We start from the raw sequence: 24224 nt of genomic DNA, 5'->3' as shown, positions 1-24224 counted from the left end.
TTTTTGTAAACGCTTTACTTATTCCATTGTACGCAGTAAAATAGTCTCAATCTAAGCATATTCATAACAAAACTGTGCAATTTCAATCATTTATACATAGGAGTCCTCGAAAATGCCCAAACCGAAGAAACCTGTCATTGAATATCGTCACTACAGCCTGCCCATTGATTTTCCTGTCCTGTTACTCAGTGGAGACCGCTGGAGAATATCCGATATCAAGAGTGAGCATCTTCATTTCCATAACCACATGGAGATTGGCATCTGTTATTCAGATGGAGGCATTATGGAGATTAAGGGAGAATCTGTGCCTTTTCGGGCAGGCGACGTCACGTTCATTCCCCGCTATCTTCCGCACACCACGTACAGTTCGCCTAATAACGCCAGCCTGTGGGCCTATATCTTTTTTTCACCGGAAGAGCTCTTCCGTCATTCGCTCAAAACACCCCAAAGTCACATTGAACCGAATTTATGGGCTATTCAGGGGAGCAATTGTATTTTGAATAAGGAACAGTATCCCAAAATTCACATGCTCGCAACATCAGTGGTAGAAGAGATAAAGCAGCAGTCCCCCTATTATCGGGAGAGCGCGTACGGCTTGTTGATGGCTCTATATATCGAACTGCTTCGAATTCATGCGAGCAACGAGAGCTGGTCAGCGCAGGATCAGGAACGGGAACGTGACCTCCAAGGTGACTTGGTCATCTCACCGGTGCTGGAGTTTATCACCAAAAACTATATGATGCCTGTGACCATCGATTACCTCGCTGATCTGTGTCATCTGAGTACAACGCATTTTCGCCGCAAGTTCCATGAAATCATGGGAACTACACCGCTCGATTTTCTGAACAGCACCCGGATTGAAGAGGCATGCAAGCGATTGAAAAGCACGGAGGCTTCCATTCTGTCTATCTCTGAGCAAGTCGGCTTCCGATCCATCTCCAGCTTTAACCGCTGCTTCTCCAAACTGATGGGAGAATCGCCTAAAGTCTGGCGCAAAGAGGCTCATTCCGAAGCACAGTCTGCAAAAGCGTCCATATTGGAGTTTACGGGGTGGATGTAAGACTACGAGGCAGAAAAGTAGGATCCCCCTCTAAATCGATGGCACACCCGTTCCCCAATCAAAAAACGCAACCCCGAAAGGTTGCGTTAATGTTCATTCCTTAACCATTCTCTCCTGTGTTCGCGCCGGTTAATGCCGTTTCGAATATTTTAACCACAGGCACAGATAGTCCTAAATTCCCTCGAAGGGTACTGCTTTCATATTCGGTACGGAATAAGCCCCTGCGCTGTAATTCCGGTATCACCAATTCAACAATATCGTTAAAACCCTCTGGGAAGTGGGGTGGCATAATATTAAAACCATCTGCACCTTCATTTACAAACCATTCTTCCAATTGATCCACAATTTGTTCAGGGGTACCTACAATTTCCCGGTGACCGCGTGCTCCTGCGATTCGCTCATAGATTTCACGTATCGATTGCAGATTCTCACGTTTGGCAATTTCACGAATGATGTTGTAGCGGATTCGCGGATTGGTCTCATCTTCAATGGAGCTCACTTCCGGAAGCGGTTCATCGACATCATACCCTGACAAATCAATATTGGTGAAAGCCGACAAATACGCTAATCCTACTTCAGGCAAAATATAGCTGTTTAATTGCTGCTGTTTCAATAAAGCTTCTGCCTCTGTTTTGGCCACCGTAATAAACACACCAGGCATGATTTTCAAGTCCTCAGGTTTACGCCCATATTTAGCCAACCGTCCCTTGACGTCTCGATAAAATATTTGCGCTTCTTCAAGTGTTTGCCAAGCTGTAAAAATAACTTCCGCAGTCTTGGCTGCTAACTCTTTTCCAGATTCAGAAGATCCGGCCTGAACAATCACGGGATGCCCCTGTGGTGTTGTTGGGGAATCAAGCGAACCCTGCACCTTAAACCAGGCTCCCTCATGGTTAACGGGATGAACCTTCTCTATATCTAAATACCGTCCTTTTTCCTTATCAATGATAAGTGCCTCATCTTCTATGGACAACCAGAGTTGTTTGACAATGTCCACAAATTCCTCTGCGCGTTCATAGCGGAGCGCATGCTGCAAATGTTTATCCTTACCGAACAGGAGAGCCTCACCCTCGTTGGCTGATGTGACTACATTCCAGGCGGCGCGTCCTTTGGACAGATGATCAATGGCTGCGAATTTACGCGCTACATGGTATGGATCGTTATAGGTCGTCGTCAACGTGGCCGTTAACCCAATATTTTTTGTCACTGCCGCGAGTGCCGAAATAATAATAACGGGGTCCAGCTTCAATGATGATTGCGCATTTCCTGATAGCCTTTGACCCAACACGTCAGCAAAAAATATCATATCGAATTTACCACGCTCAGCCGTCTGTGCGATTTCAGTTAAATAATCCAAATCAAATGCACGACCCGCACCTGAAGAAGGATGACGCCAGCTTGCTACATGATGTCCGGGCAGATTAATGAAAGCTCCTAATTTCATTTGTTTTCTTGTCATACGAACCACTCCCTATGTTCATATTTTTATCAAGTACTTAATATAAAAAATTATTTAGCGAATGGATTATATTCGTTCGTATATAAATTTTCCGGCTTCAGTTGACCTTCTTTTAGCTCGCCATTAGCGACAAGCCAATCAATCCAAATTCCATATTCCGATGGAGTGATTACGCCGCCCTTTTCAGAAATGCCCGTACTCTTCCAATATTTAAGGTTTTCTGTCGTTTCCTTTCGTTCACGCTTATTAACAATATCCTCAAACCGCTTGATGACTTCTTCCCTAGGCGTGGTTTGGGCCCAATCAATGGCCTTGGCGACCCCGTCTACAAATTGCTTCACCGTATTCGGATTCTCCCGGATATACTCTTCACTGAAGAAATAATCGCCTGCAGTAAACTCCTTACCAAACACTTCTATATCCCTGAAAATTTCAGTGATTCCTCCTGTTGCCAGAGCCCGATCCCGGCCAATTCCGCTTAACATCACCACGTCGATCTGTTTATTGCGCAGAACCTGTTCCGCACTAGAACTTGGAACCGTCACCAGAGTGACCTGTTCAATTTCTTTCTCAGTCAAATTCCCTTGCCGTAAATAGTCTTTGAGGACAAACTCCAAATGGGCACCGAGAATATTCACCCCTACCTTCTTCCCGATAAAATCTTTAGCCGACTTTATTGGCGTCCCCTCGAGTGTATATGCTCCGATGTACGTATGTTCATCACTGCCATATGAACCGATGACGGACTTTATTTTTACATTTTGGGAATAGGATTTGATAATGGCCCCGTTAAATGCTGAACCAAAGTCAATTTGTTTCGTCGCGGTTAATTGAATACTTTCCGGCCCCCCAACGCTGTCACCTATAGATTCCAACTTCAAGTTCCCTAAGTAACCCAAATCCGCAGCAAGCTCTGGAAAAGAAACACTCCCAGGGGAAGACTGATACTGCAGTATTTGATCTTCTCCACTTTTTGCGGAGGTCTTGGGATCTGAGCAGCCTGATAAAACACCACTAACCAAGCCTACGAATACAAGGATTCCTAATGTTCTTTTCATCTTGTTTCTCCTCCTCCACATGACTTCTTTCTATAACTTATTAAATCCATTGATTTAGTAAGAATTAATGTTAAAAAAAATCATTCCGGAATCCTCATTCTATCCATTCACTTGCTGCTTCCATTTAGAGAATTTACGTTCGAGCATGCTCAAGCCTTGATTGATCAATAAGCCCAGCAATGCAATGGTTAATATGCCGGCGTACATTTGAGGGATTTGGAAGTTATATTGAGAATACGTAATGAGATAACCTAAGCCTTCTTTTGCCCCTACCATTTCTGCAGCAATTAGTACTAATATCGCCCCAGTGCCTGCCATGCGAATACCGGTAAAAATGGTTGGTACGGATGCTGGTAGGATCACCTTAAGGAATAATTTAAACGACTTAATATTCATGGATCTTGCTGCCTTAATAAGCAAAGGATCCACGTTACCAACCGCTGCAATCGTATTTAAAAGAATAGGCCATGTGCAGGCAAACAGGACGATGGCGATCTTGGATGTTTCCCCGATTCCGAGCAGCAGCATGAATACCGGAAGCAATGCTAATGCGGCAGTATTTCGAAACAGTTCCAACACGGGATTTAACAACTGTCTGGCTAATGGATACCAGCCAATCAGTAACCCTAACGGGATCGCAATGATTAAAGCCAAGGCAAATCCACTGAATGAACGAATAATGCTCGCCAGAAAATGAGTGAAAAGTTCACCTGAGATGATCAAACTCCACAATGCTGTAATCACTTCGGAGAATGCAGGGAAAAAGGCTGCATCTACCAAGCCCGTCCTTGGTGCTATTTCCCATAGTAAGACTAATGTGGCTAACACAACAGACTGTTTGAACAACTTCAGCATACTGGAAAGGGACACAGGATTTCGTTTACTAAGCCGTATCGTTGAATGAGTAGTCTTTACGGTTTCGATAGGGATACACTCCTTTATCACTTAGATATATGCACCGCGGTATTCAGGTTCATGCAATAAACTCCATACTTCATGGCGAGCCTTCACAAAGTCAGGATGTGAGCGAATATCTGAATTTTCCAGTCGTGATTTAAGCGGAATATCAACAATTTGTCTCACCATACCGGGTCCCGGTGTCAATACAACTACTCGCTCTCCTAGATAAACGGCTTCATCAATGCCATGCGTAATAAAAATGATGGTCTTTTGGGTCTTCTGCCAAATACGCAAAAGTTCACTTTGCAGAGATTCTCTTGTTTGAGCGTCCAATGCGGCAAAAGGCTCATCCATTAATAAGACATCTGGGTTAAAGGCAAGGCTTCGGGCAATCGCTACACGCTGCTTCATCCCCCCGGAAAGCTCATGCGGATAACGGTCACCGAACTGAGTAAGCCCGACTAATGCAAGAAAATGCTCCACCTGCTCTCTACGCTCCTGCTTCGGGATGCCTTTGGCTTCTAACCCAAATTCAATATTGCCACGCGCAGTCTTCCACGGAAATAAAGCATACTGCTGAAAAACAATGCCTCGATCAAGCCCTGGTCCAGTTATTTTTTGGCCATCTATTAAAATGCGACCGTGCGTTGGTGAGGATAGACCGCTAATCATATCAAGTAACGTTGATTTTCCGCAGCCGCTCGGGCCCACTATGGTTACAAATTCGCCTTCTCTTACGGAAAAGTCCAAGTCTTTTACCGCTGTAAATGCTTGTGTTGCCTCCTTTTGCTTAGGGTCACGGACACTGAACGTTTTGGTGACACTCTCAAATCTGATTTTTTCAGCAGCAATCATTGACTTCACCTCTTCGATTGTATTGGGAGAGTAATCAAAAAGGCTCAGGTGACAACGACAAGCGTTGCCCCCTGAGCCTCTGGATGAACCAGTCAGCTTACATCCAATTGCTAAAATTGAAATATTTCAAAACTTCATTAATCTGATGTGTTTACTATATTTTAGTCCCTCAGGATTGTCAACAACTACTTCAAAATAATGTAATTTCACAATTTTATTCTACACTTTTTAACGATTCAATCATATTGATCTTCGTGACTTTTATTCTAAGCAGCAAGTTGCACAGAACGGTCAGCACGAACGCCAGAAGAACCGATATCAACATGACAGAAAGATTTAACTGATCCGGAATTTGTTGATGGGTACTCGATAGCGCCTGTACGACAAGGGCATAAAAATGAATGCCTATAGGCAACGCCACAATGACCGCAAAGGCCGTCAATATCACGTTTTCAACAAAGATGAGCCTGTTTATTTTGTTTTTGGGATAGCCCAATACCTTAAGCGTCGCAAGTTCGCGTTTCCGTTCGTAAATGTTTATAGAAGATATCGTGTACACGGCACCAATAGAGAGCACAACGGCGCTAATGATAAACATCATGAACATAAAGCGGTTTTGTTTCAAAATATACTGGGCCGATTCCTTCAAATTCGTCTTGTCCGCAATGGTATCCACAAGCTCATCCTGTTCAAAAAAGCTGCGAATGCTGGGAAGATCCGAAACGTTATTCGCTTCAACCAAAAGCGAGGTTGGACTGTAGTCGATGTTAAAGCTTTTCAAATAGGCTGGTGTGATATAAAAGGACGGATTGTTGTACTGAGAGGATATTTTTATAACCTTCATATCAACGGATTGATTGTGAAGCCCTGGTTCCGTGAACTTGATTTGGACGGTATCTCCCTCTGCAATGTTGTAATGGTCGGCATAGGATTTAGGCACAAGCACGCCATTATTCTGCAAAGATATTTCAACGCCATTATCGTCATGGAAACGAATGAGATGGTTTTCTTTTTCTGTCACAACCAACGTAGCGTTTTCTTTTCCTCTCCCTTTTATGAATTCAACAGGAAAGGTAGAAGACAAATATTGATGTTTGATGCCGGAGGGTAGCTGCAACGTTTCCAATGATGAATCTGTCTTATAATCGACTTTAAAGTCGTAGGTGTATACCTCTTCGATTTGATTGGCTATTTTTTGCAAGGCCGATTGCGTACCTAATGCAGTAATCAATAATACGGTGCTTGCAATGATGCCAATGGAGCTTGCCAGCGCTTTTCGTTTATTTAAAAACAGGTTTCTCAAAATGAGTTTATGGTTGTAAGAAGTCCGGCTCCATATCCCCGGAAACCGTTCGATAAACAGCTTCTTCATCTTTCTTGGTGGTTTGGGACGCATCGCGTGGGCTGCGCGTTCCTTCAGTACGCTTCTGCCGCTGAAGTAAACGGACAGGAGTCCGAAAAAACCGGAGAAAAAAATGGGCGGTATGACCGAAAATAATGAAAGCGAAAAGGAGATGCCAGGCAATGAATAAGACGTTGCACTGGACGCAGTCACCAATGGAATAAATACGTTAGATGCAATGATACACCCCATGATCGACCCTGCAATGCTTATCAGCACAGGGTATCCCATGTAATGAAGCATGATGTTTCTGTCCTTGACCCCCAGAGCTTTCATAATCCCAATTTGATGCCGATGTGAATCAATCGTCCTGGACATCGTAAGAAATAGAATGATTGCAGAGATCAAAAAGAGCACCAAGGGAATCACCTTGCTCATCATGCTATTGTTATACATGGTTTGATGAATTTGAGCGTAACCGAACGATCGCTCTTTGCTTCGTTGATCTAAATAAGAAAGACCCTGGGATTGCCCTTCGATGACTTGGCCCAACTGGTCCACATCGTAGCCTTCGCTGGCATCAATGAGCAATTCGTTATACACCACGCTGCCTGTACCTGATACCTCGGTGATCGCCTCTTCAGCAACATAAGCAAATCCGTTGGTTTTATGGTCTTGTGTGGCATTCTTTTTCACATATTCAACATTTTCGACCAAACCGCTGATCGTAAAAGCAAGCTCTCTTTCATTCGCAATCATACGGAACTTATCACCGACCTGATAATGATGTTCTTGAGCGTAATGGGCATCCACGATGATCTCATTCTTATTGGACGGAATGCGGCCCTTAATGATCGTAGGCGTATTGATTTGATTGTCTGCGGGAATCGAATGGATTTTCAACGATGTTTTATCACCTTCAACATGTTGCGTTGCATCCGTAGTGTACCGTGCTTCGATTGTATTAATGCCTTCCACTTCGCTTAAACGAGTGGCGTCCACATTGGAAATATGATCGTAATAAACATTCAAGTCACTTAGATTATGCTCTGTAAAATAAGTTTCTGTATACGCACGCTGCTCCTTGCTGTAGCTATTCAACCCTGCATAGAAAAAAGATCCTACCGCGATCACTACAGCCAAGGCTGTAAATTGAACGAGAGATTGTTTAACGTCCCTGAGCAACTTCACTGCTAATTTCGTCATGACCATCACCATTCAATGCTTTCAACGCTCTGTTTATTATCGTTTATCGTTACACTTTCGATTTTCCCGCTTTTGACCCTGATTATTTTGTCGGCCATAGGAGCGATTGCCGAATTATGAGTGACCAGAACGACGCATTTTTTCATTTCCCTGTTCACATCTTGAAGAAGCTTGAGGACGGATTTGCCTGTAACGTAATCCAAAGCGCCAGTTGGTTCGTCGCAGAGCAGGAGCAAGGGATTTTTCGCAACAGCTCTGGCGATCGCGACTCGTTGTTGTTCACCTCCAGAGAGCTGGGAAGGAAAGTTTTTCATGCGATGTTTCAATCCGACTTGATGTAAAATATTTGCGGCATTCAGCTCGTTGTTGCCAACTTCAGTGGCAAATTCAACATTTTCCAATGCGTTCAAGTTTGGGATCAAGTTATAGAACTGAAATACAAAACCAACTTTTTCTCCGCGATAAGTCGTCAATTTTTTTTCGTTCCATTTGGCAATGTCCTGATCTCCAACGATCACTTGACCTGAAGTAGCTGTATCCATGCCTCCGAGTATATTCAGAATCGTACTTTTACCGGCACCGCTTGCACCCAAAATAACGACGAACTCTCCCTCTGATATGGAAAATTCGACCCCATCCAGAGCTCTGATCGGAACCTCTCCAATCTGGTATTCTTTCGTTACTTTCTTGAGTTCGATAAACGTTTTCACTCTTACAACTCCTCGTATTGAATTTTCAGTTGGCCTCGATGCGCTTAATTTCAATATTACAGCTTAGGATAGAAGAGACACCCAACAAGCGATGTATTCCTTTATCCGTCTCAAGAAGGATTTTTCTCTAGCTAGCCATTGAATTGCTTGGACGCAAAAAACAAACAGACCGCTATCCGTCTGAGGGATTGCGGTCTGTTCCTTCTTTTTAGCTGTTTTCCAAAACATCATTGTAGAGTTGTCCATCACCATCGACATCAATGATTTTAAGGCGACTCGTGTTTTTAATATAAATGGTCTTGTATTTCTCTTTACCGTCCTGGTTTGCGAGAAGAAGAATGCGTTCGTTTTCGTTATCTTTTACCGCTCGAAAGGTATAATCCACCGAATCAATAGTCCGCACAATCACGTCATATTCGGGAAGTGAAGACCACTCGCCTGGGTTCCGGCTTCCCTCCGCTGGTTCGTTATTTTGTTGCGCTGTTTCAGTATGTTCAGATTGCTCGGTACTGCCCGCATCGTTGACGGGATTGGTCTGGTTCGAATTGCAGGCCGTCAGCATCATTGCGGCCGCAATCAAGATCAAAAGCATTTTGTTCATCGAAGTCATCTCCTGTTGCGTTTGTGCTTTTTAGGGTAAGATCCCTGATCGTTGTCCTGCAATTGAACGTGGTTTAATCTAAAAGTGTCTCTGTAGTGAGCGTAAAGCCTTCGATCACGACATCTTCATCCACTTCAATCATGATGCACCGTCTGCCTTGATGATTCACCTGCTTCACATACCTCAGGTCTTGCGGGCTAACCGTAATCGTGGCAACCTTGGTTTCAATCTTGATGGACTTGGACGTAAACTTCGGCATAACACTGGTCGCTTTCATTTCATAATTCTTGTTATCCACGATGGTCTCGAAGGCACGTTCCACTTTCTCTGTCGTCAGATCCTCTACACCGCTTGCGGTCAGTACACGTTCCAGATCTTTATAATCCAGCTTCGGAGGTTCTTCCTCATGGGACTCTTCGTTAATTTCAATGACTCGGTTGATCTCCTCGTATACATGTGCAATTGTGGCTGAATCGAGCTGTTCACCGGCCACTTCCTTCACGATATCTTCGAAGATCGCTCGCTCTTCAAGTGCAGTTACGGATCTTTCACCATTTAATACATTTTCAACAAAATGCGGATCCGGGAAATTGGATTTCCCTGTGCAATATAATACACGATTCACATCGGAGTAGTTGTCCGTTACGCTAGGGTACAGGAATCCTTGCTCTGGCGTGCTTAATTTGATAATCGGATCGACAATAACGTTGTATTTGAATTCTCTCTCCACGTAATCAAACAAGAGCGTTTTCCGCTGCTTCTCCGTGGAATTCACACTGCACAGGATGAACGGATGGGCGAACACTTCATTCTTCTCGCTCTCTTCCGTAGCTTCGTTTCTAGCCTTGGTCGGCAGATAGTACTGTCCACGCACGAACGTAGCTACCATGTCCCGCTCATATTTTGCATCCACCAACATTCGATCCACGAGCAGCAGCATCAGATCCTGCCATTCATCCGGATCACCTGTAACCAAAGCCTGGTGAAGCAGCACCTGCGCCGGGTCCTCCGCCGCTTCCTGGAACTTCAATTCAAACAACTTTTGATCCAGATCACCTGTCAGTAGCTTTTTGAAATTGCCCATGTAGAGCTCCTGCTTCTCTCTGTCCACCAGTTCAAACGGGTGACGCTCCCAGTGATAGACCTCATTCGTTTCCTTCGTAATGTACACGTTGAGAATATCGTAAATATTCAGTAGATCATGATCCAGTTTAAACTGCTTGCGTATATGCGCGACTTCTTTTTTATTCATATTGGTTTGGCAACTCCTTAGATATGTTTCTGGCTTTATAAGTATAAAGGATCGACAGAAAATTTGTTGACTATCTTGTTGCTTGACGATGACGGGATTTCAGTTACCCAATACTTGAAATTCACAACACAAAAAGGGAGGCACTCTCTACATATACGAGCACCTCCTGTATGTGTTACATCTCCTGATGTTCTTAACGAATAACGCGATTCCTATCTAACACCTTACATATTTACGTTTGAACCCCGTCCGTCCTTTATCCACTGCCTGTTGGATATTCTCGGAGGCATTGAGCAGCTTGCTCTTCGGCTTGTCCTTGTTCACTTCGACAGGGAAAACGGCCTTAGCTGTCTCCACCGCCTGATCGTGCAAAGGTTGGTAGGATGTTGCAACGGTATACAGGAAGTTGTTCATTGAATATTTCGTTCGTTCCGGAGATTCGTGAATAGTATTTTTCACTTGTTCAAGCATCTCCATCAGTTTATTCTCGGAAAACTCAGCATCCTTGCGGCTGCCCAGCAGCCAGCAATAACAGCTCCATCCCGCTGACATCTTCAGCTCATCACCACTTGCAATCCACGCATCAGCGACCTCTTGCGCAATATCTGTCTCGGACAATGTCACAGCAACGATGTAGTCGGAGATCATGTAAAAATAAGCGGAATCGATCCAACGATCGAAATCGGCGGGCGTCATCACTTTGGGATCGGCAATTACACCTGCAAAGTACATCGCATCATAATTCCCCGTCGCGTATAGTTGCTCGGCCAAAGGTTGATCCTTTTTGATCCGTTTCGCGATTGGTTTCATCGCCCCGGTTGCCACGCCAAATAGCGGTTCATGCGCACCGTTGGAGATGTAGATTTTTTTCGTTCGTTCTTTGCCCAACGCTTCTAGCTCCTGCATCACTTCATCTCGATTCACTTCGCAACACCCCTCAGCCTATTTAATTATTTTCATTCCTGATCGAACAGACGCTTATGTTTGTCAAAAAACTGATAGAAAAACTGCACATTGTCCAGTTCAAACCACTCTGCCGTTTGCAAAATCGTCCCATCGAGATTGTAAATTTTAGCATGGAGCGTCCCCAGAACAAAGGGCGAGTGCGTCGAAATTATAAATTGACTGTCAAAATATCGTGCCAACTCATTGATTTGCTCCGCCAGCCTGATTTGGTTAACTGGAGAAAGCGATGTTTCCGGTTCGTCCAATAAATACAATTGGCCCGGAAGCAGGTATTCTTCGAAAAACTGCATGGAGGTTTCCCCATTGGAGTATTTTTCCTGAGAAAACTGAATGTTATCCAGCTTTTTCTTGAATGCATAGGAATGCGCTAACTCTTCTGTCTCAGCCTTGCTCATTCCTTGCTGAGTCTGTTCATACAACAGTCCTTCGCGGAGCACATTTGCTTGCTGAATTTTCTTAATCTCATATAAAATGTCCTCTGACTTGATGTATCGGCTCCCTTCTGGCAGTTGCCGGATGACACGCTCCTGTTCGTCACGCCCAAGCTCATAACTGCTCATATCCAGAAAACGCTGCACATAAGCGCTATATCCATACGTTGTCATTCGTTCAGAACCTGTGATTCCCAACTTGTTGGCGATCACGTTCAGCAGGGTGGATTTGCCAGAGCCGTTGCTGCCATAGAGCACAGTGACTCGATCAAAAATAAGGACTTCTCCCGAGATATGTTTGAATACATGATCAGGATATATATTGGGATTGCCGGAAATTTGCGAAGACAGCTTGAAATTGCTTAGATAAATCATTGACTCACTCCTTATCCATCGTTTCGCACATACACCTGAAGACATGAATGGATATAACTTCTTCGCAAGCAGACATTTCTCCTTTCTTATGCTTCTACCGGCAACTTCTGAATACCTGCCCAGAATCTGATTGGAAGAGCTAATTCCCCTGTACAGCAGAGCAACATATGTCCATGTCCAAGCAACGTCAAACTATGGCAGGAAAGATCGCTCATCGTTTATGTTCAGTTTAGTGTTGTAACCAACAAGAGGAAGGATGCGAGATCATGAGCAACAATCAAATGTTAGGCTTTGCCCCTGCTCTGGGCTGGAATTCATGGAATACCTTTACGTGGGATATTAACGAACAATTAATTCGGGATGTCGCTGATGTGTTTGTATCGGAAGGTTATCTGGCTGCTGGTTACGAGTATATTGTCATTGATGATTGTTGGAGCCTGAAGGAACGGGATGCGAACGGCAATCTGGTGGCTGATCCCGAGAAATTCCCAAGAGGAATGAGAGCGCTTTCTGATTATATCCATAGCAAAGGATTAAAGTTTGGCATGTATTCATGCGTGGGCACGCATACTTGTGCCGGGTATCCAGGCAGTTTTGAGCATGAATTCCAGGATGCCGCCCTTTTTGCCGAATGGGGCGTTGATTATTTGAAGTATGATTACTGCTTCAAGCCACGTCATATTTCAGGCGAACTACTCTACAAACGGATGAGCCTAGCCCTCAAAAACTGCGGACGCGATATCCTGTTCTCCGCCTGCAACTGGGGTGCCGACGACGTATACGATTGGATTCGGGAATCGGGTGCTCATATGTACCGCTCTACCGAAGATATCCGTGACAATTGGGATTCGGTGAAAGCGCTCGCCCTTTCACAGCTTGGCAAACAAAGCTACACTGGCTCTTTCTGCCATAACGACATGGATATGCTGATCGTTGGTATGTATGGCGGAAGCAACAACGACTTTATTGGCAGTATCGGCGGATGCAACGACATCGAATATAAAACCCACTTCTCACTCTGGTCCATGATGGGTTCCCCATTAATGATCGGATGCGACGTGCGCAAGGCCAACCAGATCACAAAAGATATTCTGCTCAATCCTGACCTGCTTGCCATCAACCAGGATGTAGAAGCGCGCGGAGCTTACCGTATTAAACCGGAGCCGCAATGGTTCCACACAGAAGATGTATTTATGCTCGTAAAAGTACTGACGGACGGCGATCTGGCTATTGGTTTCTTCAATCTGAGCGACAGCCAGCGGGAATTGTCTTTGCAATTTTGGGATATGGGTCTGCCATACGCTGCCGGTTACGCTCTCTCGCTGTATGACTGCTGGGAACATAAAGAGCTAGGCGTGTTCCGTGAACGCTTCGCTCCCGTTGTCGCCGCTCATGATTGTCTAGTTGTGCGAGCTAAACTGGTGAAATAGATGAGTCAACATCGCCTGTGCACCACCTGCCAGGTTCCGCTCTCTTCGGACGATGTGGGTATCTACCTTAAGTTGATCTCACGCTCTGCCCAGCAGTATCTGTGCATCGATTGTCTCGGAGTGAAGCTGAACTGTGGACGCGAGCCTATTGAGAAGCTGATCCGTTATTTCCGAGAGTCAGGGAACTGCGCCCTGTTCCGTTAACGTTATTCCTTTGTGTAGTGCAGCATCATGTAAGCTGTTGGCGTGTATGATGTTGCTTTCTTAAATACTTTGGAAAAATATAACGGATCATTGTAGCCGACAGAATAAGCTACCGATTGAATCGGCAGGCCCGACGTCTTCAGCAGTTCACAGGCGCGATCGATTCGACAGGATGTAATATACTCCAAAACAGACTTGCCGGTTGCTGCCTTAAACAGACGAAACAAATAGCTGCGCTCCAGATTAACTGCCTTTACGATCTCCGTGACGGTCAATGACGGCTTCCAGTAGTTCTGCTCGATGTACTTTCTCACCAGCCAGACATAATCCTTGGTGTCCACCTGCGACTCCTTCGGATAATATTCCATATAATAGGAAAGCAGCAGACGCAAACGGGCATCTGCCCGCAGCAATTCATAGGATGATGCACCCGCGTTCCAGGCAAGGTGAAAAAACGGTTGCAGCGTCTCCGGTGAGATCGTGACCACGGGTTGTGCCTCCGAAAGCTGCGTCAGCCCCAGCAACCGCCCAGCGTCCTCACCGTTAAACTCCACCCAGACGTACTCCCATGGATCCAGCGGGTCTGGATAATAGTAGATCTCCTTTTGTGGAAATATGATAAAGCTTTCCCCTGTAACCAGCCGAAAAACGCCGCCGCCCGTCTCCAGCGTCCCTTGACCGCGGATAATGTAGTGCAGCGCATAAACGTCACGTACTCCTGGCCCCCATTGGTGAGGGTTGGCTGGCTTGTGGCCACCGCTGATAAAATACAAATTACTGGCTCTACTGCTCTCATGCCAAATCGGATTCAACCTTGATTCCCCCATTTCTGTAGCTGTACAGTTCTGGTGTTCGGTTTATCTTATAATATCGTTGATCAGATATTAGGTAACGCTTACACGCTAAATCCAGAGAGGAGCATGTTGTGATGCTTAGAATGGTTACGGTAGAACATGGACAAGTGCAAGGACTGCCCGCGGCGGACCCGCGGATTACCAGCTTCAAGGGAGTTCCTTTTGCCGCACCTCCTGTAGGTGAGAATCGTTGGCGCGCTCCGCAGCCGCAGTCGAACTGGGAAGGTGTACTGCATGCTTTTGATTTTGCCCCCATCTCCATGCAAGCCCCAACGATTATAGACGATAACAATATCTATACCCGCGAATGGGCTGTTGATCCCGACCTGCCCATGGACGAGGATTGTCTGTATCTGAATGTCTGGACACCCGCCAAGCGTACGGACGAGAAGCTGCCTGTCTTTGTCTGGTATTTTGGCGGGGGCCTACAGGTCGGCCATACGGCCGAGATGGAATTCGATGGTGAGCGAATCGCCCGTAGAGGTATTGTCGTCGTGACCATTAATTATCGGTTGAATGCCTTCGGCTTCCTGTGTCATCCCGAGATTAGTGCCGAGTCTCCCCATGCACCTGCCAACTTCGGTCATCTCGATCAGCAAGCAGGTACCCAGTGGGTCAAACGCAACATTGCCGCCTTTGGCGGTGATCCAGACCAAATCACCATCGGCGGACAGTCGGCAGGCGGAGGAAGTGTACTCAGCCAGATGACATCTCCGCAAAATAAAGGCTTGTTCCAGCGAGCCGTCATTATGAGCGGTATGGCTACCGAGTTGTACCCGGAGGTCCGCGTGCCTTCTGTCCGTTCCACACTAAGGGATGCAGAGCAAGCAGGAGTTGAATTTTTTCGCTTCCTGGGCGTAACTTCCCTGGCTGAGGCGAGACAACTGGATGCTGAGTATCTCCGTGACAAAGCACTGGAATACAAAAGCTTCTGGGGAACCGTCATCGACGAACATTTCTGTGCAGGCGATCCGTTTACCCGCTTTATTCAGCAGGAGCGCGAGCCAATTCCTGTAATGCTGGGGCATACGTCTTCTGAATTTTGGACCCGTCCCGCCGCAACCAATCTGGAAGAACTGAAGCAGATGGCTACGGAGCTTTTCGGCGAGGATGCTTCTGCCTTTTTGCAGCTATGCGAGGCCAATACCGGTCAATTCGAGCATGCTCTGCAACAAGCATCAGTCCGCATGATCCAACATGCCATTCTGCTCACCATCCGGGCAAATAGCGCTCATCCGTCTAAGACACCTCTCTACTATTATAACTTCGACGCCGAGATTCCGGGCTGGGACCAGCCGGGCACATTCCACTCGGTCGATCTGTGGTTCTTCTTCGAAACACTCGCCAAATGCTGGCGCCCCTTCGAAGGCAAGCATTATGATCTGGCCCGACAGATGTGCAATTATTTATCCAATTTTATTGCTACAGGTGACCCGAACGGTTCAGACTCCAACGGAAAAACGATGCCTCATTGGATTCCGTGTACTACGGAACAGCCGTATCTTATGGAATTCGGTGATCAGGCTCAATTACAGAAGGCTGAGCCAGGACCAGTGCTCGCGTTTCTACTTGAACAATATTTCAAGAAACAGAGTGCCCCTGTTGTTTAAAACATGAAGCTTACCCTCTCACCATATATGTAAGAGTCATGCTGACGCATGGCTCTATTTACATTGGAGATAGTTAAGCCTGTGTTTCATTCGTCTACTTGTGTGCGCCTTCCCCACATGAATGATATACGCCACTTCACCATCTGGAGGAACTTTTATAAATAATGATTATTGTTTATCGAACCTGCGATTATCTATGTATTATATCCTACCAAAATTATACACCTCATATATATGAACAAGATACTTTGTATGTAATTCATTTTAGGAGGACTTGATTCAAGGTTTATCCACGCTGCATAAAAATAAAAATGACTCAAAGGCCCACTACCGGCCCTACGAGTCATTCCTTTTAAGTCAGGATGGTATGATTACAATTTAGTTGTTCCAGTATTGCTTGGCAATCTTCTGCCCCTGATCGATCTTCGCCCATTGCTGAGCTTCACTTAATTCGTTACCACCATCGCAGGATGCAAAGCCGCATTGGTGAGACAGCAGCAGCCGATCCTTATCGATAATTTTGGAAGCTTCGTCCAGCAAACGGACAACGCGCGCTTCATCATCGAGTGTACTCGTTTTGGATGACAACAGACCCAGTACAATTTCCGTTTCAGGTCTGTCTTTGAACACTTCCAGAGCTTCAATTGAACCTGCACGATCATCATCCCACTCCAGGAAGAAACGATCATACTTCAATTGCTTCAGGAACAGATTCGCAATTTTGGCATACGATCCACCACCCATGTTGCGGGAATCATAATTGCCGCGGCAGTTATGTGTCCACATTTTCAAGCCCAGGCTATGACCGTAGTCAATTACTGTATTATTAATATCAATGAATTCGGTAGCGAGACCCTTTACTTCATCTTGATTAATATTTTCCCCTGTAAAAGGAGAGTTCGGGTTGTCGTCTGCAAACAGCTCCCACAAGCAATCATCGAATTGCAGGATTTTGCCGCCCACCGCAGCGAATTCCTTCACAAAATCTTTATAGGCACTCACAAGACCCGCTTTGAGCTCCTGTATGTTCTGATATACAGCATCCGTTCCGCCAATGTTATCCGACCAGGAAAGTTCACCGAAGATATGGGATGGAGACGGTACGCAAAGTTTCGTTTGCTGGTCCCCAGCGGTGTCTTGCAGTTGTTTGAACAGTTGAATAAAGTGATGATTCTTGCCGCTCAATTCGCCCGTGATCCGCAGTCCAATGTCTTTGCGTGTCTCATACTTCGAAGTTCCGTCCACGTCTCTGAAAAAATAACCATGATCCGCGATGTAACGCTTCACGCCGCCAAATCCCCATACAAAGTCTAGATGCCACATCGATTTGGAGAATTCGCCATCCGTAACAACGGACAAGTTATGTTCGATTTCCTTTGCGACAACTTGTTTGATTGCCTCCGTCTCGCACTTCTCATATCCATCGTAATTTTCGTAGAACGGATATTGGATATCGTCATTATGTTCAATTTGCGTTTTATATTTCAGCAGCTCATCTGGCCGCAATAAACTTCCTACGATCTGGAACTTATCAGTCATGTAAAAAACCCCCTCTTTGTATGCAGTTATCATATCACGCCGAGAGCAGTTAGAAGGGATACTTAAAAACCATAACTGGTTATAGCTAAAAGCTATAACAATTAACAAGAAACCTTTCTCATATATGTTGCTTCATCTATAAAAAAAGTAGACTTCCCCTTTTACAGAAGGCACCGTCTACTTACTCGTATATCCACTTGTTAAGCTGAATTTCAGTAAGAATGTTACTGGACACAGTATGCCTCTATCCATGCAAGTGATTGAACTTCACAACGTACTACGCCGTAATTCATAGAAATACTGCACAGCTGGGTGCTTTAACTTGATCTGCTCGGACATATTCAGAATTCGCTTTTTGCCAACTCGTCTATCCATTAAAGCCAGAATATTAAACAAGATATCCTTGCTCTCCAGATTATCCTCTATAGAAGTAGATAAATACGTCGTAGCTGCAACCGTAAAATTCGATTTACTTAATGCGGCCTGTGCCAACAAAAGTTCTTTGGCATGTACGGAGATTTTTCTACTTCTTACCATGACTTGAAGACGATCCTCGGGAACGGGTCCTTTGACCTCTTTTCGGATAGCATCAATCTCTTCATGGTTGACAGGAATCATGATCTCAGGATCATTCTTGATCTCCTGCTCTGTCTGATACCATCGGATTGAGGTTGTTGCATCACTCATATTGAGTACATTCTTTTTATCTACAGTAATATAACAATTGCCTGATTTATCAGGCGCATACCGATAGCTGGTTGCACGGTACTCTACTCTCCCAATTAACGCCGGACTAAGGAAACTCTCCAGTTGTTGCTTCAATTTGCTCCAGGACATAGATCCTCCTATTTTCAAAAGCCTACCGCACGAATTGCGGCGATCATTTCATATACCTTTTTTAATCCATCTCCAATATGAACACTCATCTAAATTATATCACAGCCATGACAAAGTGAAGTCTCATGTTGATTTAGAGGCAAGTCCTATTGCTTACTTTGTTCGTTTAATAAGATACTTGAATCCAGTAATTGGTTTTAAATTCCCCCATGTGATAAACTTGCAGAAATTTATCTTTCTATCAATCTGTCATTGTCTATCATTACGAAAATATGATGTTATTCAGAAGGAGAGGGATATTTTAGTGGCTAAGAAAAAGACAACCTTACCTACCCATATGGAGCAACTTATTAAAAATAATGATATTTCTGCTGTAAAAGAAGTCTTTGAGCAATGTGAATGGGATGCCTCCGGGGGCTACAGTAAAGGTACAGCTCTCAGCTTCCGCCAAATTTCGGATGAATTAGTCCGCTGGCTAGTCGAGCAAGGAGCCGACATTAACGCACGGGACAAATATCAACGCACGCCTTTACATGCCCATGCCTCACACTGGTCAGGAAATGTACCCCTGTTCCTTGAATTAGGTGCGGATTTGGACGCTGTGGATTACCAAAATGAAACACCGTTACATGCAGCGGTCAATGGGTATAGAACCAAAGTGGTTCAAGAGTTGGTAAACCAAGGCGCTACTATTAACGTAGAAAATAAACAGGGAAATACGCCATTAGCTAAGGGGTTAGTCAATTGCAGGAATAGCGATATAGTCAGTATGTCGAAGATTTCAGCGATTCTGCTGGATGCTGGTGCAGCAGTCACCCCGGAAATGAAAGAGTCTGTGAAGCGGACCGGTAAGGATTTTGAATTCGTCCGTGAGAAGTTCAATAAGGACAAGGTAGATGAAGTTTCAGACGCGCTGAACAAACTGTACCAGTTATTTGATGTCGAGCCGGTAGCGAATCGGATCATGCACGATGGGACTGCACCCATTCAGGTAAAGGCAACCAGTTGGACCAAACAGCACCAAGAGCTGTGGGAATATCTCATTCCGGCCCAAGGCCACGCTCAAACGGTACAGGGAGAGGTCATTCGCATCACAGGACGTGTGTCCCATGAAGTATTGGATAATGGCGGAGGAAACTGGGATGCGGAGTATCGCAAGATGCTGGATGCACTGATTCGTCACCTGGGCTCTGGTACGCCACTCGCCCCGGCACTGCTCCAAGAGGCATCAGACTTGGTCAGCAGACTTCGCAATGGATACGATTTTGATGCGCCTGCCAGATTATCCGAGTTGGCGGTATTATGGGTGCTTGCCAATCCTCAGCCGGTCGCTATGGAGAAGCCAGAGTATGCGCGTTAAACAGTAAAGCAAAAAAGAAGCGGAAGAGTTACCGCTTCTTTTTTTGCTATTAAATCTACCTGAATCATACTCCGTATCCATGATTACGTCTTACTCTACTCCGCCTGTTCATTACTTTCAAACTCATCGAGCAATTCGCGTACTTTAGAAGTGGTTTTGGCGTTCATCAAGCTGTTTCTCAGCTCACTAGCACCGCGGAAGCCACGAACATAGATTTTGAAAAAACGGGCCAGCGGGCTGAACGAACGTGGTTCAAGCTCGGAATATTGATCATGGAGATCCAGATGCAGCCGTAGCAGATCAAGCAATTCCTTACTGCTGTGTTCCTTCGGCTCCTTCTCAAAAGCAAACGGATTCTGGAAGATACCGCGTCCAATCATAATTCCATCCACACCATATTGCTCCACGAGTCTCAGGCCTGTTTCACGGTCAGGAATATCCCCATTAATCGTCAGCAGTGTATTAGGAGCTATCTCGTCACGAAGTTTTTTAATCTCCGGAATTAGTTCCCAGTGAGCGTCTACTTTGCTCATTTCTTCTCTTGTCCGCAGGTGAATGGACAGATTCACAATGTCCTGTTGCAAGATATGGGTCAACCAGTCGCGCCATTCGTCTACAGCTGTGAAACCAAGCCTTGTTTTTACACTGACGGGTAGTCCCCCGGCTTTCGCTGCTTGAATGATATCGGCTGCAATTTCGGGACGACAGATCAGGCCGCTTCCTTTTCCATTCTCGGCTACATTCGCTACCGGACAACCCATATTGATATCGATGCCTTTAAATCCTTCTTTCGCCATACCGATACTCATCTCACGAAAGAATTCCGGTTTATCTCCCCAGATATGAGCCACAATCGGTTGTTCATCCGCTGTAAACGTCAAACGCCCGCGCACACTATGGTGCCCCTCCGGGTGACAATAACTCTCTGTGTTCGCAAACTCCGTAAAAAACACATCCGGTCTTCCCGCTTCACTTACGACATGCCGAAACACAACATCCGTCACATCTTCCATCGGTGCCAGTACAAAAAATGGGCGTGGCAAATCAAGCCAAAAGTTTTCCTTTGTCATCTCAAAAGCTCCTCTATACATACCAGGACAGTCTTTGTCCTCATTAATAGTAAAAAATCGTAACTCATGCATCTGCATGCTTACCATCTACACTAGCATTAGCAGTTTCGTTGCAATTTACATTTTGGTGCCCTTGCTTATTCACTTATACCATGCAAATGAACTTCGTTCAAACATCAGTATCTGTTATTACTTCCATTAGATCATCAGATTATTGAAAGTTCGTTGAATCCCGAATTGCCCTTTCCCGATTTTAACACGTCTTGATTTGATTTTCAGAACAGTTACTCTTGCCGAACTGGAAAAGCTCCTCTAAAATGAAGCTCGGCAGGCTTTTAACCTGCGAATTGAGATTTGGAGGAGCCTGAATTAAACATGGAAATTTCACTGGATATGATCAAGGATAAAGTCGAATGCTTGCAGGCTTATGACTTCCGCGAACTAGAACGAGCCATCGAAGAACGAATCGGAATGAACAAAGCATTGCTACTGCGGGTGAAGCAAGTTCAGCATCAAGTGACGTTTGACCCTTTTCGCAACAAAATGTTATATAGTGCAGTCATACATTTTGCCGTAGATTGATGGACTAGAGTAGGGAATATGCGATTTCGCAAAAAGGAAATGGGCAGGTTATCCAATAGATAACCTGCCCAGCCAAAGCAACATGTAAGGGAATACATCATGAGTGCATTGTTCTCTGTGATGAATTCATCTCTAATCAGTTCATCCTTCTGATTGAGAACCTGCCGATGACTCACATTTCTCCTCACGTAACCTCCCTAATGCTGGCCAGCTGGACAGAAGTACACTTCTCGCTCAGTTCAAAAGTAAACTTCCATTTGGATACATCCGTACACATTATCCGTTCTAGATTTCTCCAATCCATAGTATACAAACGACCATGATTCGGGATAAAGTTAACTTGATTGGTCGGAGTAAGGGGATGGAGCACACCTCTAAGGTATAATTTGAAATTGTTTTTTACATAGTGAAGCTTTCATAGGAATAGACCGGGTATAATGAAGTCAAATGACAGTTCAGCATGATCTTATTATCATAATGAAGGAGGAGCATCCGTGGCATTTATTCCGTTAAACTGTCCCAATTGCAACGGAAGAATTGAATACAAGGAGGATGAAGTTTTAAAGTGTCCCTATTGTGAAACAGAGCTTTTATTGAAACAAAATCATGTCTACTATGTGGATCAGACCATTAATCATTACCACGGGACAGTTCCTGAGGCTACGCCGAAGCCGTCCGTCTCCGTCTCCATCCCCCTAAGGCTGGTATTGATCCTGCTGCTCGTCATATCAGGCGCCATCGGTACTTATTTTTATTACAGCGTCAGCTCCACTCATCCAAAAACAGAAGCCAATCTGTCTGTGCGAAAGATGCCCGAAAGCGAGGTACTGCTCTCATTTTTGCGAGATATCTTCGATAAAGGATCTGCCTTGCCGACAGAGGAGGAATTGGCTCGTCTGCGCTATTTAACCGTAGAGCATTCGGAGAATGATCAGTGGAAGTTTACATATAGCCTCTCCGATCCCTTCAGCGATGAACAGGCCGAGAAGATCACTTATATTACTCAGGACAAGAAACTGAATACCCAGAAGATCGATCAGCGAGATTTTGAAGCTTTTAAGGGACTGACGGCATTGGACCTGACGAATAACTATGAAATCTCCCAGACGGACCAAACCACTTTTGCCCATATGCCCGGATTAAAAAGTTATGGAGGCGCTTTTAACGAATCCTTTAGTACATTTTCGGGCTACTTTGGCGACAAGTCTAAAATTACGGAACTTTCCACCCAGCTTCGCAGCAATGAGGAATTGGCCATGCTGCTGGAATTTCCTAATCTGAGTTCTTTATCCATTACCTATGTGGATGAGTCCGTAACAGATTTTTATCTATTGAACAAGCTACCGCTCAAGTCCTTGTCGCTCACCTATGTCAATGAACTGGGATGGTTGTCGTCCATGACCGGGCTGTCATCCTTGTCCATTCATTACAGTGAAGCCACAGACCTACAGCCGCTGTATGCCTTAACCCAGCTTCAGGAGCTTAAGTTGTCCTATTTATCGAATGTAAAGTCCATCGACTTTGTGCAAAATATGCCTGCTCTACAAACGCTAGATATTGAAAATGTAAACTTTTCCAGTCTGGAGCGCTTGGCCGGTAAAAACTCCATTACTACACTACGCCTGGCTTCTCTAAGTCAGCTTGGCTCGGTAAAGGCCATAAACAGTCTGCCCTCTTTGCGGGATTTAACGTTGTCCGGTTACTACGAGGAGGCAGAAGCACTGACCTTGCCTAATGTAGTGCAGGTGGAAATACCGACCTCCTTTCTCCCAGGCCTGAAGGCGCCCGCTGCAACCAGCCTGACGCTCCGTGGCGGAAGCGGAGAGTTAAATTTGGCGGCGTTGGGGAAATTTCCGAAGCTGAAGCAGCTTTCCATCTGGGAGATCAGTGAAATAACCCATCTTGTCGCCCTGGACGGCTTATCCCGCCTAGAGACCTTAAACATTTACGACTCGTCACTGTTCAAGGAAAGCGATGCCTTATTTCGTTTGAAGCAGGTGAAATCTCTGGTGTGCTCCGAATGCAGGCTGGATTTTGAACAAAAGGGTGCCGCAACGAACAGCGTGCTTGAACATTTGACCTTAGAGGAGCCATATTTCAGCATAAACAACACCTCGGTCGCTGAAGTTGACCAAATGATGCCTTACTTTGCCAACATGTCCGCTCTACGTTCCTTCACTCTGCAAGACAGCAATTTGGCTTCTCTCGAATTTATGAGTAACTGGCAGGCCATAGAAGAGCTTCATCTTGAGAACAACGCCATTTCCAATATAGAGACCCTAAGCCAGCTGTCTAATCTGCAAAAGGTATATCTATCCGGCAATGCCGTACATAACAAATCCGTGGTTGGTACGGGTGTGCACGTATATTAATTACCGCCTGGGATGATGGGGAGTTTTAGACTACTGTAGTTAATAAAGTAAAGAGGAGCGAAAATGCTCCTCTTTACTATTTTCGCTAATACATCTGTATGATCTGTTTGTAGGCCACAGATTGAAACAAAGACAAGAAGGGGTTCGAGAA

Annotated in this window: 22 protein-coding genes; 7 read left to right on the top strand and 15 right to left on the bottom strand. The window is 45.1% G+C overall.

From position 1 onward, the window contains the following. The first annotated feature begins 112 nt into the window (after positions 1 to 112). Positions 113 to 1060 carry an AraC family transcriptional regulator gene (locus tag FS628_RS27490; protein WP_145326243.1) on the top strand — a complete coding sequence of 316 codons (948 nt, stop codon included), beginning with the start codon at positions 113 to 115 and terminating at the stop codon, positions 1058 to 1060. Positions 1061 to 1160: 100 nt separating this feature from the next. Here FS628_RS27490 and FS628_RS27485 read toward each other — a convergent pair whose 3' ends face one another. The 11 genes from FS628_RS27485 to FS628_RS32835 form a co-directional block, all read right to left on the bottom strand. Further along, positions 1161 to 2519, bottom strand: coding sequence for an LLM class flavin-dependent oxidoreductase (locus FS628_RS27485; protein ID WP_145326242.1), 1359 nt, complete (start codon positions 2517 to 2519; stop codon positions 1161 to 1163). A 50-nt stretch (positions 2520 to 2569) separates the two neighbouring features. Then, the gene (locus tag FS628_RS27480; protein WP_145326240.1) at positions 2570 to 3577 is read right to left on the bottom strand and encodes an ABC transporter substrate-binding protein; all 1008 of its coding nucleotides are present in this window, start codon (positions 3575 to 3577) and stop codon (positions 2570 to 2572) included. A gap of 99 nt (positions 3578 to 3676) precedes the next feature. Continuing rightward, positions 3677 to 4432 carry an ABC transporter permease gene (locus FS628_RS27475; protein ID WP_145326238.1) on the bottom strand — a complete coding sequence of 252 codons (756 nt, stop codon included), beginning with the start codon at positions 4430 to 4432 and terminating at the stop codon, positions 3677 to 3679. Positions 4433 to 4522: 90 nt separating this feature from the next. After that, positions 4523 to 5332 (bottom strand): ABC transporter ATP-binding protein, encoded by an 810-nt coding sequence (locus tag FS628_RS27470; protein WP_145326236.1) that lies wholly within the window; start codon positions 5330 to 5332, stop codon positions 4523 to 4525. A 214-nt stretch (positions 5333 to 5546) separates the two neighbouring features. After that, entirely contained in the window at positions 5547 to 7886 is a 2340-nt protein-coding gene (locus tag FS628_RS27465) for an ABC transporter permease (RefSeq protein ID WP_145326315.1), read from the bottom strand. Further along, entirely contained in the window at positions 7886 to 8590 is a 705-nt protein-coding gene (locus FS628_RS27460) for an ABC transporter ATP-binding protein (RefSeq protein WP_145326234.1), read from the bottom strand. The genes FS628_RS27465 and FS628_RS27460 overlap by 1 nt, the downstream gene beginning before the upstream one ends. A 208-nt stretch (positions 8591 to 8798) precedes the next feature. Next, positions 8799 to 9191 (bottom strand): hypothetical protein, encoded by a 393-nt coding sequence (locus FS628_RS27455; protein WP_145326232.1) that lies wholly within the window; start codon positions 9189 to 9191, stop codon positions 8799 to 8801. 73 nt (positions 9192 to 9264) lie between these two features. Beyond that, complete coding sequence (locus FS628_RS27450; protein WP_145326230.1) at positions 9265 to 10443, bottom strand: DUF4317 domain-containing protein; 1179 nt, start codon at positions 10441 to 10443, stop codon at positions 9265 to 9267. 216 nt (positions 10444 to 10659) lie between these two features. Next, positions 10660 to 11367, bottom strand: coding sequence for a DNA alkylation repair protein (locus tag FS628_RS27445; RefSeq protein WP_145326228.1), 708 nt, complete (start codon positions 11365 to 11367; stop codon positions 10660 to 10662). 32 nt (positions 11368 to 11399) lie between these two features. Next, positions 11400 to 12215, bottom strand: a complete 816-nt coding sequence (locus FS628_RS27440; RefSeq protein ID WP_145326226.1) for an AAA family ATPase — start codon at positions 12213 to 12215, stop codon at positions 11400 to 11402. Between the two features lie 86 nt (positions 12216 to 12301). After that, the gene (locus FS628_RS32835) at positions 12302 to 12430 is read right to left on the bottom strand and encodes a hypothetical protein (RefSeq protein ID WP_260871219.1); all 129 of its coding nucleotides are present in this window, start codon (positions 12428 to 12430) and stop codon (positions 12302 to 12304) included. A gap of 51 nt (positions 12431 to 12481) precedes the next feature. On the opposite strand from FS628_RS32835, the gene FS628_RS27435 reads away from it, so the two are divergent. Together FS628_RS27435 and FS628_RS27430 are read left to right on the top strand one after the other, a co-directional pair. Then, a complete protein-coding gene (locus FS628_RS27435) occupies positions 12482 to 13645 on the top strand; it encodes a glycoside hydrolase family 27 protein (RefSeq protein WP_145326225.1) in 1164 nt (387 codons plus the stop codon). After that, entirely contained in the window at positions 13646 to 13849 is a 204-nt protein-coding gene (locus FS628_RS27430; protein WP_145326223.1) for a hypothetical protein, read from the top strand. Positions 13850 to 13851: 2 nt separating this feature from the next. Here FS628_RS27430 and FS628_RS27425 read toward each other — a convergent pair whose 3' ends face one another. Further along, a complete protein-coding gene (locus tag FS628_RS27425; RefSeq protein ID WP_145326221.1) occupies positions 13852 to 14661 on the bottom strand; it encodes an AraC family transcriptional regulator in 810 nt (269 codons plus the stop codon). A gap of 116 nt (positions 14662 to 14777) precedes the next feature. Here FS628_RS27425 and FS628_RS27420 point away from each other — a divergent pair, with 116 nt between their 5' ends. Further along, positions 14778 to 16313, top strand: coding sequence for a carboxylesterase/lipase family protein (locus FS628_RS27420; RefSeq protein WP_145326219.1), 1536 nt, complete (start codon positions 14778 to 14780; stop codon positions 16311 to 16313). 378 nt (positions 16314 to 16691) lie between these two features. Here FS628_RS27420 and FS628_RS27415 read toward each other — a convergent pair whose 3' ends face one another. Then, entirely contained in the window at positions 16692 to 17852 is a 1161-nt protein-coding gene (locus FS628_RS27415; protein ID WP_145326217.1) for a cobalamin-independent methionine synthase II family protein, read from the bottom strand. A gap of 267 nt (positions 17853 to 18119) precedes the next feature. Next, entirely contained in the window at positions 18120 to 18689 is a 570-nt protein-coding gene (locus FS628_RS27410; RefSeq protein ID WP_145326216.1) for an SF0329 family protein, read from the bottom strand. 304 nt (positions 18690 to 18993) lie between these two features. Between FS628_RS27410 and FS628_RS27405 the strand changes: the two genes are divergently transcribed. Further along, positions 18994 to 20049: an ankyrin repeat domain-containing protein gene (locus tag FS628_RS27405; RefSeq protein WP_145326214.1), complete on the top strand. Its 1056-nt coding sequence runs from the start codon at positions 18994 to 18996 to the stop codon at positions 20047 to 20049. 95 nt (positions 20050 to 20144) lie between these two features. Here the strand turns inward: FS628_RS27405 and FS628_RS27400 are convergent, their stop codons facing one another. Next, a complete protein-coding gene (locus tag FS628_RS27400; protein WP_145326212.1) occupies positions 20145 to 21119 on the bottom strand; it encodes a tRNA dihydrouridine synthase in 975 nt (324 codons plus the stop codon). 375 nt (positions 21120 to 21494) lie between these two features. Here FS628_RS27400 and FS628_RS27395 point away from each other — a divergent pair, with 375 nt between their 5' ends. Both FS628_RS27395 and FS628_RS27390 read left to right on the top strand, forming a co-directional pair. Beyond that, the gene (locus FS628_RS27395; protein ID WP_145326210.1) at positions 21495 to 21701 is read left to right on the top strand and encodes a DUF2536 family protein; all 207 of its coding nucleotides are present in this window, start codon (positions 21495 to 21497) and stop codon (positions 21699 to 21701) included. A gap of 593 nt (positions 21702 to 22294) precedes the next feature. Continuing rightward, a complete protein-coding gene (locus FS628_RS27390; RefSeq protein WP_260871218.1) occupies positions 22295 to 24073 on the top strand; it encodes a leucine-rich repeat domain-containing protein in 1779 nt (592 codons plus the stop codon). The last annotated feature ends 151 nt before the right edge of the window (positions 24074 to 24224 follow it).

This window comes from Paenibacillus xylanexedens, assembly GCF_007676705.1.
Classification (GTDB): Bacteria; Bacillota; Bacilli; order Paenibacillales; family Paenibacillaceae; genus Paenibacillus; species Paenibacillus xylanexedens_C.
This window is presented reverse-complemented; position numbering and strand designations above follow the sequence as displayed.

What these genes read in the sequence shown, in the direction of transcription:
- FS628_RS27410 (WP_145326216.1), bottom strand. Translation starts at nt 18,689, where the DNA reads ATGTCCTGGAGCAAATTGAAGCAACAACTGGAGAGTTTCCTTAGTCCG.
- FS628_RS27430 (WP_145326223.1), top strand. Translation starts at nt 13,646, where the DNA reads ATGAGTCAACATCGCCTGTGCACCACCTGCCAGGTTCCGCTCTCTTCG.
- FS628_RS27485 (WP_145326242.1), bottom strand. Translation starts at nt 2,519, where the DNA reads ATGACAAGAAAACAAATGAAATTAGGAGCTTTCATTAATCTGCCCGGA.
- FS628_RS27465 (WP_145326315.1), bottom strand. Translation starts at nt 7,886, where the DNA reads ATGGTCATGACGAAATTAGCAGTGAAGTTGCTCAGGGACGTTAAACAA.
- FS628_RS27440 (WP_145326226.1), bottom strand. Translation starts at nt 12,215, where the DNA reads ATGATTTATCTAAGCAATTTCAAGCTGTCTTCGCAAATTTCCGGCAAT.
- FS628_RS32835 (WP_260871219.1), bottom strand. Translation starts at nt 12,430, where the DNA reads ATGAGCGATCTTTCCTGCCATAGTTTGACGTTGCTTGGACATGGACAT.
- FS628_RS27415 (WP_145326217.1), bottom strand. Translation starts at nt 17,852, where the DNA reads ATGACTGATAAGTTCCAGATCGTAGGAAGTTTATTGCGGCCAGATGAG.
- FS628_RS27420 (WP_145326219.1), top strand. Translation starts at nt 14,778, where the DNA reads ATGCTTAGAATGGTTACGGTAGAACATGGACAAGTGCAAGGACTGCCC.
- FS628_RS27395 (WP_145326210.1), top strand. Translation starts at nt 21,495, where the DNA reads ATGGAAATTTCACTGGATATGATCAAGGATAAAGTCGAATGCTTGCAG.
- FS628_RS27490 (WP_145326243.1), top strand. Translation starts at nt 113, where the DNA reads ATGCCCAAACCGAAGAAACCTGTCATTGAATATCGTCACTACAGCCTG.
- FS628_RS27475 (WP_145326238.1), bottom strand. Translation starts at nt 4,432, where the DNA reads ATGCTGAAGTTGTTCAAACAGTCTGTTGTGTTAGCCACATTAGTCTTA.
- FS628_RS27455 (WP_145326232.1), bottom strand. Translation starts at nt 9,191, where the DNA reads ATGAACAAAATGCTTTTGATCTTGATTGCGGCCGCAATGATGCTGACG.
- FS628_RS27470 (WP_145326236.1), bottom strand. Translation starts at nt 5,332, where the DNA reads ATGATTGCTGCTGAAAAAATCAGATTTGAGAGTGTCACCAAAACGTTC.
- FS628_RS27435 (WP_145326225.1), top strand. Translation starts at nt 12,482, where the DNA reads ATGAGCAACAATCAAATGTTAGGCTTTGCCCCTGCTCTGGGCTGGAAT.
- FS628_RS27450 (WP_145326230.1), bottom strand. Translation starts at nt 10,443, where the DNA reads ATGAATAAAAAAGAAGTCGCGCATATACGCAAGCAGTTTAAACTGGAT.
- FS628_RS27480 (WP_145326240.1), bottom strand. Translation starts at nt 3,577, where the DNA reads ATGAAAAGAACATTAGGAATCCTTGTATTCGTAGGCTTGGTTAGTGGT.
- FS628_RS27400 (WP_145326212.1), bottom strand. Translation starts at nt 21,119, where the DNA reads ATGACAAAGGAAAACTTTTGGCTTGATTTGCCACGCCCATTTTTTGTA.